We start from the raw sequence: 13491 nt of genomic DNA on the forward strand, positions 1-13491 counted from the left end.
TAAGTTCATTCAACCAAAGATAGAGCATATAGTTGAATGAGTTTTAGGAATTGGAATAATAATTGCTTAGGTAAAATTCTCATATGTTCAAGAAAATTGATAAGCACATAACTTGTGCTGAACATGATGAGAAAATTCACAATATGAGTGCATATGATGAAGTATGAAATACCTGAAACGAATTTACCGATCTTGCAAGATCAGTATGCTCGTATTAAGCGTAAGTTACGTATTTCGGTGACGGATCGTTGCAATTTTAAATGTGTGTATTGTATGCCCGAGCATCCTGAATGGATGAAAAAGCAAGATTTATTGAGCTTTGAAGCATTATTTTTATTTTGCCAGTACATGGTCAGTCAAGGAATTGAAAACATCCGTATCACGGGCGGTGAACCACTCATGCGACAGGGAGTGGTTCATTTTATTGCTGATTTACAAGCTTTACGTGCAGAAGGGCTAAAACGTATCTCGATTACCACCAACGCTCACTATCTCACCAAATATGCACAACAATTGAAAAATGCGGGATTAGATGATTTAAATATCAGTCTTGATAGCTTAGATCCAACCCAATTTAAGTCGCTGACTAAAAAAGAGTTAGCACCTGTTTTGGCAGGTATAGAAGCGGCAAAGCAAGCCCAATTGCCATTTAAAATAAACTGTGTGTTAATGAAAGGCCAAAATGATAATCAAATTGTACCGATGGTCAAATGGGCTAAACAGCAAGACATTCCACTACGATTTATTGAGTTTATGCCATTGGATGGTGATCAGCACTGGTCACAACAGGCAGTGGTGAGCGAAGCAGAAATTTTGGAACAGCTTAAAGCACATTATGAAATTCAGCTAATTCCGCAGCAATATGAGCCAGCGAGACAATACCAACTGGATGGAAATTATCGCATTGGTATCATTTCTACGATTACTCACTCTTTTTGTGGGGAATGCGATCGAATTCGTTTAACTGCACAAGGTGAACTCTATAATTGTCTATTTGCCCAACAAGGTTTGAATATCAAACCGTACTTATTAAAGATACTCCGAGCGCAAAAAACACAACAATTATCTGATTTTGATCAACTAGATATGCAGGTTAAACCTTATATCTGGCAAAAAGCTCAAGGCTATCATGCAATTCAACATCAACAAGTGCGTAAAATCAGTATGCACATGTTGGGTGGTTAATTTAATAAAATGGTGTGGAGAAGAAATGCAAACCATTGAAGTGAAAATTGAAGCTTTTGGAGCGATAGAAAGACTTTTGCCAAAAGCACTTAGTTTTGAGTTTGCTCATCACCAATTAGTCAAAGATGTATTACAACAGATTGTGACCCTTTATCCAGAATCAAGTAATGCGATGGAAAAATGTGCCTGTGCGATTGGTGAGGATATTGTGACTCGTCAAACGACCTTAGATTCATCATGTACTCTGGTGCTATTATCACCAGTCGCAGGAGGATAACATGCGTGAGTTTGCTAGAGTCCAAGATCAGGTTTTAAGCTTAGACAGTTTTGATCCAATCCAGGATTTTCCAGAATGTGGTGGCATCGATATTTTCATCGGGACAGTGCGTAACCACCATGAAGGTAAAGCGGTAAAAGCACTTAAATACACGTCTTATACGCCCGTCGCTGAAAAAATGATTCGTGAAATCGAACAGGAAATCAAAGATAAATATCAGGTTTCTTATGTGCGCGTGATGCACCGTATTGGCTATTTAGATGTAAGTGATACTGCAATTATTGCGATTGCTTATGCTGCTCATCGCCGTGAAGCATTTCAGGCGTGTGAAGAAGCGGTAGAGCGGGTCAAGCACGAAGTGCCGATCTGGAAAGAAGAGTTTTTTATGGATGGAACGAGCCAATATGTTGAAGGGTGTTGTATTCGCAAAGACAGCCCTGATACCACTGCCCCAGAAAAACATAGACATGAACATAACCATCAACATTGCGCACATGAGCATACACACGAATAAGGTTTTAGGAAGTTAAGATGAAAAATGTTGGGATGAAACCTGAAAGTTATCGTGTTGCAGAAGCACAAGCGATTTTACATGCACCACCACATTGTATTCAGTTACTTCGAGATGGAAACACAGAAAAAGGTGATGCTTTAAAAACTGCACGGATTGCGGGTATTTTGGCAGCAAAACGTACCGATGAGCTGATTCCACTTTGCCATCCCTTACCGATCTATCGTGCAGATGTAGAATATGATTTACACGAAGATCATGTTGTGATTTTAACGACGGTTGAAACGATTGGACCAACTGGTGTTGAAATGGAAGCTTTAACTGCTGCAAGTTTGGCAGGCTTAACGATTTACGATATGTTAAAGCCACATTGTGAACCAGATGAGCTGTGTTTAGACCAATGTAAATTACTCAAGAAAAAAGGCGGAAAATCACATTTCAAACGTACCTTACGTCAGCCAGTCTCTGCTGCTGTGATTGTTCTTTCAGATACTGTGGCCGCTGGTCGCAAACCTGATACCGCTGGAAAATCTGTGGTTGATACACTAACTGAAGCTGGATTTGATCCAATTCATTATCAGATCTTGCCTGATGAATCTGATCAGTTAAAGGATCTAGTGTTAGAGTTAACCAAATCTTATGCGTGCATTATGACTGTTGGTGGTACAGGAATCGGGAAGCGTGACATTACTGTTGATACATTAGAGCCGCTATTAGAACGTAAATTAGATGGATTGATGGAAGCTTCTCGAGCATTTGGTCAAAGACGTACACCTTATGCAGCGATGTCTCGTGGTGTGGCAGGGTTTATTGATCGTTCATTGGTTGTGACTTTGCCGGGTAGCCGTGGTGGTGCAACTGAATCAATGGCTGCAATACTGCCTGCTTTGGTGCATATCTTTGATGTATGCCGTGATCTGCCTCATCCGGGAGGCTATGAATAATGTCTGGATGTGGCGCTGAAAAAGGTTTAATCAGTATTGATGAAGCATTAACTTTGATTCAAACCCAACCTAAAACTCTAACAGCAGAGACGCTGGCTTTAGGAGATAGTTTAAATCGTTATCTGGCAAAGGCGGTGTATTCTGAGGTTAACTTACCGAGCTTTTCTCAAAGTGCAGTTGATGGTTATGCAATCAACTGCTCGCTTGATGATCTTCAAAATGCTAGCTTCAAGCTGAATGGGGAAATCAAAGCAGGTACTGTTTCCGAGTTACCTTTGCAGCAAAACCACGCGATTCGGATTTTCACAGGTGGGAAAATACCTGAGGGAACGACCCATGTCGCTCGCCAAGAAATCGTGATCCTTGAAAGCGCTGATCAAATTCGTTTAAGTGAGCATATTAAACCACATGCTGATATTCGATTTACGGGTGAGGAAGTCCAACAAGGACAACAATTGGCAGATGTTGGACAAAAAATCAATATTGGTACACTCGCTGCTTTGAGTATGGCAGGAGTACAAAGTTTAGATGTCTTCTGCAAGCCAAAAGTCGCTGTGGTGATTACGGGGGATGAGGTTGCTAAAACGCCTAAGGATTTGCAAAGTGGCAAAGTTTTTGATGCGAATGGCCCACTTCTAAAGGCTTGGTTCAAAGATTATGGGCAGGATGTTGAAATCATACATATTGCCGATACTGCAGAGCAAGTAAGTGCATGTTTTGAGCAACTTAAACAAAAATATGATGTAATCATTACGACAGGAGGTGTTTCTGTTGGTGATTATGACTTTGTTCGTCCTTGTGCTTTTGAGACAGGATTTCAACAGGTTTTTTGGAAAGTGAAGCAAAAACCGGGTAAACCACTTTTTTTTGCTGAATATACACAAGCTGATGGTCTTCATCATTGTTATTTATTAGGGTTGCCGGGAAATCCTGCGGCTGTTTATGTTGCTATGCAGATTTATGGAAAAGTGTTATTGGATACACTGCAAAGTCAAACAAAAACCTTACAGTGGTTTAGTGCAACGCTAACCCATGCACTAAAACCTGATGCGCGAGAGCGTTTCTTGAGAATGCATGCTTATTTTGAAAATGGGCAACTCAAACTACAAAGTTTGGCCAAACAACAATCTCATATGCTCAGTAACTTGATGCAAGCGAATTGTCTGGTGCGCGTCCCATCCAATATGCAACTAGAAGCAGGTCAGCAGTTGTCAGGTTTATTTATTCAAAATTAAATTTTGAATAAATTAAAATTATCCTGAGTTTTACCAAGTTCCGATATTGCACTGATGTAAAAGGTGATTTAGTGTATATTCTATATCTTGCTTATTTTGTAAGCATAACGGTTCAAGGTATCGCTGCGATATCTGTTTAAAAAGATTGGGTGATAATAATGAAATGGGAAGAAATTGGTGACCAGCCATGTTCTGTGGCTAGAACACTTTCGATTCTTGGCGATCGTTGGACGATGCTTATTTTGCGTAATGCTTTTATGGGCGTCCGCCGTTTTGATGATTTCCAACGTAGTCTGGGTTTAACCAGACATGTTCTTTCCGAACGGCTAAAGCGTTTGGTTGAGCATGATATTCTTGTCAAAGTTCCATACGTAGAACGACAGGAGCGTTTTGAGTATAAATTAACCGAGAAGGGATTGGATTTATATCCTATTATTCTTTCAATGACCCAATGGGCAGATAAGTGGATGGATATGGGGTTAGGTAAACCAATTGAATTTACACATAAAACCTGCGGAAATAAAATGACCCCTAAAATGGTTTGTTCAGAATGTAATGAACCGATCAAGGCAAAAGAAGTACGTGCAAGTGCTGGTCCTGGCTATTTTGCTTATATCGAACAAAAACAAAAAAGTGCATGATTTAGTTTTTTTGTAGTTCTATTTCCTGTTGAATCGCGTGAGATAGAACTTCAAAAACTTTTTGCTCGGAACATTGAGCAACATTAAAGCGGATAAAGTTTTTATAATTTTGACTTTGGCTAAACGCATTTCCCGGCGCTAAAATGACATTATTTTCGAGACACGTTTGGGCGATACGTGCAGTATCTAAATTCTTAGCTAATTCACACCATAAGAAAATACCTGCTTGAGGCTTTATCCAAGGTCTAATCTTCAATTTTTCTAATTGTTTAATCGTAAAGTCCATTGATTTTGCTAAACGTATTTTTAATTCATCTAAATGTTTCCGGTAAGTTCCGTCGGTTAAAGCAGCGTATAAGATTTCAGCGGATAGATGGCTACCACCAAAACCAGTCGCAATTTTTATATCTGTGAGATCTTCTATCCATTGAGCTTTTGTTGCGATATAGCCCGTACGTACAGAACCTGACAACGTTTTAGAAAAACTACCAATGTGAATCACCTTTGAAAGGCCATCTAGTGCTGCTAGCCTAGGTGCTGGATCTAATTCTAAATCTGCAAAAATATCATCTTCGATTACAATCAGGTTGGATTGTTCCACCAATTTCAATAATTGATAGGCTGTAGATGCTGTTAGTCTTGCGCCTGTAGGGTTATGAATACCAGAATTGGTTATATATAACCGTGGATTATGTTGTGTGATTGCTTGTGAAAAAGCATTTAAATCTGGACCCGTAGGTGTATAAGGAATGCCAATAATTCGAATTTGGTGAACCTTGAGTAACGCATGAAAATTAAAATAACAAGGATCATCTACCAGAACGACATCATTTGGCTTTAAAAAATATCGACAAATTAAATCAATGGCTTGTGTACCCGAGTCTGTTAATAAGATTTGGTTAGGTGTTGCTTCGATTCCTTTACCTAGAATTTTACGCGCTAATAGTTCACGTAAGGCAGGGGAACCAAGTGGGGATGAATAATCAGTTAAAATTTTTGATTCAACTTTAGAAATTTTACGAATTGCTTTACGGATGTTTTCATGTGGCATCCAGTCATCAGGTAACCACCCACAGCCGGGCTTAAGCATATCGTGCTTGGCTTCTAAAGACTGTCTTGAAATCCATAAAGGATCTATGTTCCGATTAATTTTGGGATGAATTTGAGAGATAGATAGAGGCGGAATTGGTCCAGATACAAAAAAACCTGAACCTGTCTTAGACTCGATTAAACCTTGTGATGCAAGGCGCTCATAGGCTTCTACGATCGTAGAGACAGATAAATTGAGTTGCTTGGCCAGAGCTCTGACAGAAGGTAGACGTGAGCCCGCTGAGATTGAACGAGTTTTAATTAGTTCATGGATATGTTGTATAACAAAATCTATTTTCGTGGTTTTCATTGTGATCAACTTAAACTGTATTGTTAATATATACAGTACAGTTATTTGGAATTGTACTGGATTGTGTATGGTGTATCTACCATAACACAGTTTAAATTCTTCATATAGATGTGGAGAGTTTAAATGAAATATTTCAATAATGGATGGGTAAATGGACTGGTTGGGGTCATGATTTTTGCTGGCTCTTTGCCGGCCACACGTGTTGCTGTACTTGAATTTAGTCCTACTTTCTTAACTGCTGCAAGGGCTGTTATTGCTGGTCTTTTTGCAATGCTGTTATTGGTGTTGTTGCAGCAGCAGTTACCAAAACGAGTAGATTGGCTACCATTGTTTTATGTTGCGATCGGTGTCGTTGTCGGCTTTCCACTTTTTACAGCACTCGCTTTGCAATATGTGAGTGCAGCACATAGCATTGTTTTCATTGGGTTATTGCCATTAGCAACCGCTATTTTTGGTGTGGTTAGGGGGGGAGAAAAACCGAGCCAAAAATTTTGGTTTTTTGCAATTTTGGGGGCCGTTTTAGTCTTTGGCTATATGTTAGTTCAAACCAAGAGTTGGCTATTTCATTATGGTGACTTTTACATGTTGCTAGCGATTTTACTTTGTGGCTTTGGCTATGCTGAAGGGGGAAGGCTTTCAAAGCATTTAGGTGGCTGGCAAGTAATCTGTTGGGCACTTCTTTTAACTCTACCTGTAATGCTATGGATCTCATGGTTATATATGCCAAACAGTTTTGCTGATATTTCATGGTCAGCAAAGTTAGGTCTAATTTATGTCTCAATATTTAGTATGTTGATTGGTTTTTTCTTTTGGTATAAAGGCTTAGCTCAAGGAGGGATTGCTGCAGTGGGGCAGTTACAGTTATTGCAACCGCTATTCGGATTGGCAATCGCAGCTGTTTTATTACATGAACATGTCAGTATAACGATGTTTGCAGTTACGGTTGCTGTGATTGCCTGTGTTGCTTGTGCTAAAAAATTTGCTTAAGAAAATTATAAACAATTTGCAGGTTTAGGAACGCCAGCCAAACGGCTTAGATGACGAGCGACTAAACCTGTATTGAATCTTTGTTGTAAAACAGCATTATTAATTTCTGGACTGACAGTTTTCATTAAAAACTTGATCAGTGGTCGAGTTGCAGGTGAATGTCCGAACTGTTGATAGAACTGACGAACCGCTTGAAGTACTTCGAAATGCCATTCAGTTAATTCTAAATCTAGAGACTGCGCTAATACTTGCGCTACATCATGATTCCAAATCGTGTAATCAACTAAATGACCGTCTTGATCTAAATCTAATTGCATAAAATAGCCTAAGTGTATTTCAAATTGAAAGATGTTATTTCAAGCTAATACAGCGATTAAACTGTAATACAAGCTGAGCAAATTGAGCGTAATCAATGCACTTTACATGTGTTTTTAAGTCATCACTCAATAAAGCAGAGTCACTTTCTAAACAATATATATTAGGGTACGTCTCAATGATCATGTGATTGATACCCAATACAGCATCACTCATCATAACGATATGATCATTTGCCTGAGCCATTTGTGTTAAGTCTTTGCATATTTTTTCAATATGAAGATAAGGGGCTTGAATCAAAAAAAGTGTAGCTTCTTTCATTATGGCTCCTTACCAATACAGTACGTGATCAAATGATTGGATGAGCTCGGGATTGAGTTCAATAAACTCAATCTCTTGTTCTGAGTTCTGAACAATCTCGAGTTGTTGATTTTTTGTTTCGATGAACAAGGGGGTTAAATCATAAAACTCGAAACTTTCCACCATATTTGAGGCAATTTTAAAGGCATGCTGAATAGAATCAAAAGTAAGCTGATCATTGAGTAAGCTGAGTGCAGCATCTTTTAATAATACTTTGACAGAAATCCCAAAGGTTGCTAAAACCATAGTTGCAGATAAACTTTCGTTGATTTGCAAACTGGTTAAATTGGGCTGCGTTAGGATGACGAGTACAGATTTCACACAATATACCTTTTAAAAGCAACACTCTATTAAATAACTTAAACTAAAATTGAATTAAGCGAGAACAATCTTGCACTGCATCAGCAAGTTCGCCAAGACCGACTAGCTCAAAGCCATGGGCTAAGTTATGGTGTTGGAGAGAATGGCGTTGTGCATTGCTCGCATCGGTGATACCCCGGGCAAGGGCAGCACTGACACAGACAGGGAGTCGAATGCCAAGCTTTTGCCATTCTTGTTTTAGGTTGCGCTGATCATCAGGAAACCACTGTAAATCATTCGCAACTTGAACTCCATCTTGGTAAAAGAAGACACGAAATTCTTCACGCATATTGTGTAATGCTTGTGCCAGACCAAATGCATGCCAAGCCATGACAGAAGTTGGTGCGGAGGTAATTAGCAGTAATGTACTCATTGAATATTCACGGTCATGTAGGCGAATGATGCGGACATAATTAAAAAAGAAGGTAATTATACAATGATTTTGGTGACAGGTGGTTTAGGCTTTATCGGTTCACATATTGCTTTGAGTTTGCTGGCTCATGGAAAAGAGATTGTTATTGTCGATAATTTAGCGAATTCAACGTTACAAACCTTGGAACGACTTGAATATATTTCAGGGATGTATATCCCATTTGCAAAATTAGATGTCAGAAATACACCAGCGCTCAATAAAGTGTTTGAACAATATTCCATCGACACCGTCATACATACTGCTAGCTTTAAATCACTTGAAGAATCTACCTTAAAACCGCTTGAATATTACAATGATAATGTAAGTTGTATTATGAGTTTACTCAGAGCGATGCAGCGTATGGGTGTTCGACAACTCGTGAACTTGTCCAGTATTGCAGTTTATGGACAGTCTGATGCATTGCTTTCGGAGGAGACTGCGTTTAATTACAGTTATCCGAACCCTTATATCCGTTCTCAGCAAATCGTAGAAGATATTATTGCGGATACTTATAAAGTTGACCATGAATGGAAAATCGTAAACCTACGTTTATCCAATATTGTAGGTGCATTTGAACATGGAGTACTCGGTGAGTATGTCGTTCAATTACCTAAAAATATTGTCCCTTTAGCATTACAAGTTGCAGCGATGCAAAGAGAATGTATCGATCTACAGAATCAAGCAGAAACCGATGATGGAACTGTCGAGCGCAGTTTCTTGCATGTATTAGATGTTTGTGAAGCTGTAATGATGACGATGAATTGGTTAGAAACACAAAATAGCTGCTTAGAAGCATTTAACCTTGCACATAAACAATTGACTTCGATCCAAACCTTATTAGATGAAATTGCGAAAGTTACACAAGCTGAGATACGTGTTCAGCCTGCGGTTTATCAACATCAAGAGCTAGCAAGATTAGGTGCAAATATTGAAAAGGCGAAGCAGGTCCTCAATTGGGAACCAAAGCGGTCTTTGACCCAAATGTTAGAGGATGAGTGGCGTTTTTATCTCAATACGCTAAAAGGAAACTAGATAATGATTCTTATTTACATATTTTGATTGTTCTACGATAATGGTCAAGCTAATCAAATATCCGTCATGGATTGATTCTGATTTCGCTAGCCAAAGCATCTATTTGCTTCAGCCCGTGAGAACTTTAACCAAATAGAGCAGAGGTTGTTTTATGCAAATGCGAATTGAACACGATACGATGGGTGAAATTGAAGTTCCCAATGAAGCCTTGTGGGGTGCGCAAACGCAACGAAGTTTACAGAACTTCAAAATAGGTCAGGAGCGTTTACCACGCGCGATGATTCGAGCCATGGGGTTAGTAAAAAAAGCCGCAGCTATCACCAATGCAGAATTAAAACAACTCCCAGAAGATTTAAGCCAATATATTGTTGATGCAGCTGAAGAAGTGATCGCTGGTCAATGGGATGCTCAATTCCCATTGGTTGTATGGCAAACAGGTTCAGGTACGCAAAGTAACATGAACTGTAATGAAGTGATTGCCAATATTGCGAACCAAAAATTAGGTCAAGCACTTGGTGCGCAGAAGCCAGTACATCCAAATGATCATGTCAATCGTGCCCAATCAACCAATGACTCATTCCCAACAGCGATTCATGTGGCAGCAAGTCTGCAAATCAATGAGTTATTAATTCCTGCTGTCGAGCAATTAAAACATACTCTACAACGTAAATCTGAAGAATTTAATGACATAGTCAAGATTGGCCGGACTCACTTGCAAGATGCGACACCTTTAACTTTAGGGCAAGAGTTTAGCGGCTATGTTTCTCAATTAGAGCATGGCTTAAAGCGTTTGCATCAAGCACTTGCTGGTTTATATGAACTTCCTCTAGGCGGTACAGCTGTAGGCACTGGCTTGAACGCACATCCAGATTATGCAGTCAAAGCAGCAGCGCAATTAGCTGAATTAACTGGCTTGCCATTTGTGACTGCACCAAATAAGTTTGAAGCTTTGGCTGGACGTGATGCTGCAGTATTTGCTTCGGGCGCCTTGAAAACATTAGCTGCAAGTTTAAATAAGATCGCCAATGATATTCGCTGGCTAGCGAGTGGTCCACGCTGCGGATTTGGTGAGATTCGTATTCCAGAGAATGAACCTGGTTCAAGTATCATGCCTGGAAAAGTAAACCCAACCCAAAGTGAAGCAATGACAATGGTGGTGGCTCAGGTACTTGGTAATGACACTACCATTAACGTGGCGGGAGCATCAGGTAACTTTGAGTTAAATGTGTTTATGCCCGTAATTGCGTATAATTTGCTGCAATCTATTCAGCTACTTGGTGACGCTTGTAATAGTTTCAATGATCACTGTGCTGTGGGTATTGAACCGAATCGAGAAAAAATAGATTATTTCCTTCATAACTCTTTGATGTTAGTTACCGCGTTAAATCCTGTAATTGGTTATGAGAATTCAGCTAAAGTTGCGAAAACGGCTTATAAAGAAAACAAAACCTTAAAACAGGTCGCTGTTGAACTTGGTCTAGTCACTGAAGCACAATTTGATGAAGTGGTGAAGCCAGAGAATATGGTTTCACCAAATAGTAAATAGTATCCTGTAGTACAAAGTAGCCTTTTCTCATGAGGAAAGGCTATTTTTATCAGTGGTTTTTATAAAGTGAACTGCGTACAATATCGTTTTGATTGACTAGACCAATGTTTTATTATGCTTAATATTTACTTAACAGATACCCAAACCCATATTCAATATTCTGGTCTATCACATGAAAATCCTGTTAAGTTTTTATTGAATTTAAAGAAAATTTTTCCAAGCACAGCTGATTTATTGTTACCCGTCTTGCCTGATGACAATAATCTAGAAAATGTAACTTGGGAAGCAACATCTAAAGATTTTGAGGTATTTAAAAAGTTACTAGAAGGTTGGGGAATTATTGAGTTGCGTTTAAGTGCAATCACAACCTACAAAGATAAGAATTTTGCCAATGAACTGGTAAAAAAAGCACAAGCTCGACGTAAAAATATCGCCCAAACACAGCCGCAGCTATCTATGATTGCTTTAGATTATATTCTTATGCATGAGATTCATGCGCTGATAGATGCTGAGTTGGTGATGATTGGCGAAAAATTCTATCTGCCGACTTTGCGTGAGCTTTGGAAAGGACAATTTTCTGAACAAATTTTGCAAGTGAAGTTTTAACTTTTAAAAGCAGACCATTGGTCTGCTTTTTTGTGTTTGATTTAGAAGTCACTATTTGACCTACAAACTTTTACAAGATTTTCTTATAGATTTTTTTTCAAACGGCATATATATTGCTTAGAAGGGATATAAATATTATTGCGGGAGAGAAGTTCTTCAATGAACTCGCCGAAGGAGCAACGACCCCGGAAACTCTCAGGCAGAAGGGCTGTAATAATAGACATACAATCTGGAGAGCAGTGCTCAATTTGTAGAAATTTATAAAATCTGATCTACGATATACACTCACCGAAGGGGAAGGCTTAATGATTAATTGGTAATCATCTGCCGAAACTCTCAGGTACCATGACAGATGGGGCTATGCATTAAGGAATGTTCTGCATTTCTAGGAGTTTGCTATGCCACATGTTGTTGTCATTGGTGCGGGGATTACAGGTGTAACGTCTGCTTATGAACTAATTAAGCTAGGTTATCAAGTCACTGTCATTGATCGTCATCTATTTCCAGCAATGGAAACCTCTTTCGCCAATGGTGGGCAATTATCTGCGTGTAATGCTGAAGTTTGGAATCAAAAGGCAACGGTGCTCAAGGGTATCAAATGGATGAGCAAGAAAGATGCACCATTATTGCTCAATCCATCATTCAGTCTGCACAAATATCGTTGGTTAATTGAGTTTTTAACTCATATCAAAGATTATAAAGCCAATACCATTGAAACCGTACGCCTAGCTTTATTGGCAAGGCAGCGTTTATTTGAAATTGCAGAAAAAGAGAATATTTCTTTTGATTTGGAAAAACGTGGCATTTTGCACATGTACCATACCAAAGAAGATTTTGAAATCGCGAAAAAGGTCAACGATGTATTGGTTGAAGGAAAGCTGGAACGGAATGCGATTACACCTGAGGAAATGAAGGCAATTGAGCCGAATTTGACAGGTGATTATTATGGTGGATATTACACAGCTGGAGATGCAACGGGAGATATTCACAAGTATTCAGTGGGTTTGGCAGAAAAAACACAAGAATATGGAGTTAAATATCGCTTTGGTTTGGATGTTGTGGATGTCAAATGTTTGCAAGACAAAGTCCTTATTCAATGTAGAAACAGTTCTGAGAATATGCATCCAGAATCGGATGTCCATACTGAAATTGAAGCTGATCTCGTCTTGGTGTGTGGTGGCGTAGGAAGTTATCAATTGGCGGATCTACTAGGTGATAGTGTCAATGTCTATCCTGTGAAAGGTTATTCGATCACGGTTCAACTTAAAGATGAGCAAAGTGTCAAAAATGCCCCTTGGGTAAGTTTGTTGGATGAGAGTGCTAAAATCGTCACCTCGCGATTAGGCGCAGATCGATTCCGCGTTGCAGGGACAGCTGAGTTTAATGGCTATAATCGTGATATTCGTGCAGATCGGATTCAGCCTTTAATCAATTGGGTAAATCAAAACTTCGATATCTCGACGGAACATGTTGTGCCTTGGGCTGGTTTGCGTCCAATGATGCCGAATATGTTGCCTGTTGTGAAACAAGGAAAGCAGCCACGCGTATTCTATAATACTGGGCATGGTCATTTAGGATGGACGTTATCTGCTGCTACAGCAGTATTGATTAGTGAAGAGATTTCACGGAAGTTTCCAAACTAAAATTCAAAAAAAGCCGATGTTTAAACATCGGCTTTTGG

General features: G+C 39.2%; 16 protein-coding genes and 1 riboswitch. Of the genes, 11 read left to right on the forward strand and 5 right to left on the reverse strand.

The window, feature by feature from the left end; all coding sequences use genetic code 11:
• Positions 1-153 precede the first annotated feature (153 nt).
• From moaA to AAC851_RS00905, 6 genes are all read left to right on the forward strand, one after another.
• Positions 154-1185 (forward strand): GTP 3',8-cyclase MoaA, encoded by a 1032-nt coding sequence (moaA, locus tag AAC851_RS00880; RefSeq protein ID WP_340600344.1) that lies wholly within the window; start codon positions 154-156, stop codon positions 1183-1185.
• Positions 1186-1210: 25 nt separating this feature from the next.
• On the forward strand, positions 1211-1462 hold the full coding sequence (locus AAC851_RS00885; protein ID WP_100833689.1) for a MoaD/ThiS family protein: 252 nt from the start codon (positions 1211-1213) through the stop codon (positions 1460-1462).
• A gap of 1 nt (position 1463) precedes the next feature.
• Entirely contained in the window at positions 1464-1976 is a 513-nt protein-coding gene (locus tag AAC851_RS00890) for a molybdenum cofactor biosynthesis protein MoaE (RefSeq protein ID WP_100833688.1), read from the forward strand.
• A gap of 17 nt (positions 1977-1993) precedes the next feature.
• Positions 1994-2917, forward strand: a complete 924-nt coding sequence (gene moaCB / locus AAC851_RS00895; RefSeq protein WP_004638941.1) for a bifunctional molybdenum cofactor biosynthesis protein MoaC/MoaB — start codon at positions 1994-1996, stop codon at positions 2915-2917.
• Positions 2917-4152 carry a molybdopterin molybdotransferase MoeA gene (locus tag AAC851_RS00900; RefSeq protein WP_340600346.1) on the forward strand — a complete coding sequence of 412 codons (1236 nt, stop codon included), beginning with the start codon at positions 2917-2919 and terminating at the stop codon, positions 4150-4152. Before moaCB ends, AAC851_RS00900 begins: the two co-directional genes overlap by 1 nt.
• Positions 4153-4310: 158 nt before the next feature.
• Positions 4311-4793 (forward strand): winged helix-turn-helix transcriptional regulator, encoded by a 483-nt coding sequence (locus AAC851_RS00905; protein ID WP_005080915.1) that lies wholly within the window; start codon positions 4311-4313, stop codon positions 4791-4793.
• 1 nt (position 4794) lies between these two features.
• On the opposite strand, the gene AAC851_RS00910 is transcribed toward AAC851_RS00905, so the two are convergent.
• Entirely contained in the window at positions 4795-6192 is a 1398-nt protein-coding gene (locus AAC851_RS00910; protein ID WP_340600347.1) for an aminotransferase-like domain-containing protein, read from the reverse strand.
• 123 nt (positions 6193-6315) lie between these two features.
• Between AAC851_RS00910 and AAC851_RS00915 the strand changes: the two genes are divergently transcribed.
• Positions 6316-7179: a DMT family transporter gene (locus tag AAC851_RS00915; RefSeq protein ID WP_340600348.1), complete on the forward strand. Its 864-nt coding sequence runs from the start codon at positions 6316-6318 to the stop codon at positions 7177-7179.
• A gap of 5 nt (positions 7180-7184) precedes the next feature.
• Here AAC851_RS00915 and AAC851_RS00920 read toward each other — a convergent pair whose 3' ends face one another.
• The 4 genes from AAC851_RS00920 to tusD are packed head-to-tail and all read right to left on the reverse strand — an operon-like array spanning position 7185 to position 8587.
• Positions 7185-7496, reverse strand: a complete 312-nt coding sequence (locus AAC851_RS00920) for a TusE/DsrC/DsvC family sulfur relay protein (protein WP_004638950.1) — start codon at positions 7494-7496, stop codon at positions 7185-7187.
• A 34-nt stretch (positions 7497-7530) separates the two neighbouring features.
• The gene (locus tag AAC851_RS00925) at positions 7531-7815 is read right to left on the reverse strand and encodes a DsrH/TusB family sulfur metabolism protein (RefSeq protein WP_004638951.1); all 285 of its coding nucleotides are present in this window, start codon (positions 7813-7815) and stop codon (positions 7531-7533) included.
• A 9-nt stretch (positions 7816-7824) separates the two neighbouring features.
• The gene (locus AAC851_RS00930) at positions 7825-8175 is read right to left on the reverse strand and encodes a hypothetical protein (RefSeq protein ID WP_150026035.1); all 351 of its coding nucleotides are present in this window, start codon (positions 8173-8175) and stop codon (positions 7825-7827) included.
• 43 nt (positions 8176-8218) lie between these two features.
• Positions 8219-8587, reverse strand: a complete 369-nt coding sequence (tusD, locus tag AAC851_RS00935; RefSeq protein WP_005080906.1) for a sulfurtransferase complex subunit TusD — start codon at positions 8585-8587, stop codon at positions 8219-8221.
• Between the two features lie 63 nt (positions 8588-8650).
• Between tusD and AAC851_RS00940 the strand changes: the two genes are divergently transcribed.
• The 4 genes from AAC851_RS00940 (at position 8651) to AAC851_RS00955 (ending at position 13453) form a co-directional block, all read left to right on the forward strand.
• The gene (locus AAC851_RS00940; RefSeq protein ID WP_008941473.1) at positions 8651-9658 is read left to right on the forward strand and encodes an SDR family NAD(P)-dependent oxidoreductase; all 1008 of its coding nucleotides are present in this window, start codon (positions 8651-8653) and stop codon (positions 9656-9658) included.
• 151 nt (positions 9659-9809) lie between these two features.
• Positions 9810-11204 carry a class II fumarate hydratase gene (fumC, locus tag AAC851_RS00945; protein WP_100833683.1) on the forward strand — a complete coding sequence of 465 codons (1395 nt, stop codon included), beginning with the start codon at positions 9810-9812 and terminating at the stop codon, positions 11202-11204.
• 114 nt (positions 11205-11318) lie between these two features.
• Positions 11319-11810, forward strand: a complete 492-nt coding sequence (locus AAC851_RS00950; RefSeq protein ID WP_100833682.1) for a hypothetical protein — start codon at positions 11319-11321, stop codon at positions 11808-11810.
• A gap of 131 nt (positions 11811-11941) precedes the next feature.
• A riboswitch (glycine riboswitch) is annotated at positions 11942-12031 on the forward strand.
• 177 nt (positions 12032-12208) lie between these two features.
• Positions 12209-13453, forward strand: coding sequence for a D-amino acid dehydrogenase (locus tag AAC851_RS00955; protein ID WP_125501633.1), 1245 nt, complete (start codon positions 12209-12211; stop codon positions 13451-13453).
• The last annotated feature ends 38 nt before the right edge of the window (positions 13454-13491 follow it).

The organism is Acinetobacter sp. HZNU-JH01, assembly GCF_037996845.1.
GTDB classification, from domain to species: domain Bacteria; phylum Pseudomonadota; class Gammaproteobacteria; order Pseudomonadales; family Moraxellaceae; genus Acinetobacter; species Acinetobacter haemolyticus.

What these genes read in the sequence shown, in the direction of transcription:
- moaA (WP_340600344.1), top strand. Translation starts at nt 154, where the DNA reads ATGATGAAGTATGAAATACCTGAAACGAATTTACCGATCTTGCAAGAT.
- AAC851_RS00915 (WP_340600348.1), top strand. Translation starts at nt 6,316, where the DNA reads ATGAAATATTTCAATAATGGATGGGTAAATGGACTGGTTGGGGTCATG.
- moaCB (WP_004638941.1), top strand. Translation starts at nt 1,994, where the DNA reads ATGAAAAATGTTGGGATGAAACCTGAAAGTTATCGTGTTGCAGAAGCA.
- AAC851_RS00955 (WP_125501633.1), top strand. Translation starts at nt 12,209, where the DNA reads ATGCCACATGTTGTTGTCATTGGTGCGGGGATTACAGGTGTAACGTCT.
- AAC851_RS00920 (WP_004638950.1), bottom strand. Translation starts at nt 7,496, where the DNA reads ATGCAATTAGATTTAGATCAAGACGGTCATTTAGTTGATTACACGATT.
- AAC851_RS00890 (WP_100833688.1), top strand. Translation starts at nt 1,464, where the DNA reads ATGCGTGAGTTTGCTAGAGTCCAAGATCAGGTTTTAAGCTTAGACAGT.
- AAC851_RS00910 (WP_340600347.1), bottom strand. Translation starts at nt 6,192, where the DNA reads ATGAAAACCACGAAAATAGATTTTGTTATACAACATATCCATGAACTA.
- tusD (WP_005080906.1), bottom strand. Translation starts at nt 8,587, where the DNA reads ATGAGTACATTACTGCTAATTACCTCCGCACCAACTTCTGTCATGGCT.
- AAC851_RS00940 (WP_008941473.1), top strand. Translation starts at nt 8,651, where the DNA reads ATGATTTTGGTGACAGGTGGTTTAGGCTTTATCGGTTCACATATTGCT.
- AAC851_RS00885 (WP_100833689.1), top strand. Translation starts at nt 1,211, where the DNA reads ATGCAAACCATTGAAGTGAAAATTGAAGCTTTTGGAGCGATAGAAAGA.
- AAC851_RS00905 (WP_005080915.1), top strand. Translation starts at nt 4,311, where the DNA reads ATGAAATGGGAAGAAATTGGTGACCAGCCATGTTCTGTGGCTAGAACA.
- AAC851_RS00900 (WP_340600346.1), top strand. Translation starts at nt 2,917, where the DNA reads ATGTCTGGATGTGGCGCTGAAAAAGGTTTAATCAGTATTGATGAAGCA.
- AAC851_RS00925 (WP_004638951.1), bottom strand. Translation starts at nt 7,815, where the DNA reads ATGAAAGAAGCTACACTTTTTTTGATTCAAGCCCCTTATCTTCATATT.
- fumC (WP_100833683.1), top strand. Translation starts at nt 9,810, where the DNA reads ATGCAAATGCGAATTGAACACGATACGATGGGTGAAATTGAAGTTCCC.
- AAC851_RS00950 (WP_100833682.1), top strand. Translation starts at nt 11,319, where the DNA reads ATGCTTAATATTTACTTAACAGATACCCAAACCCATATTCAATATTCT.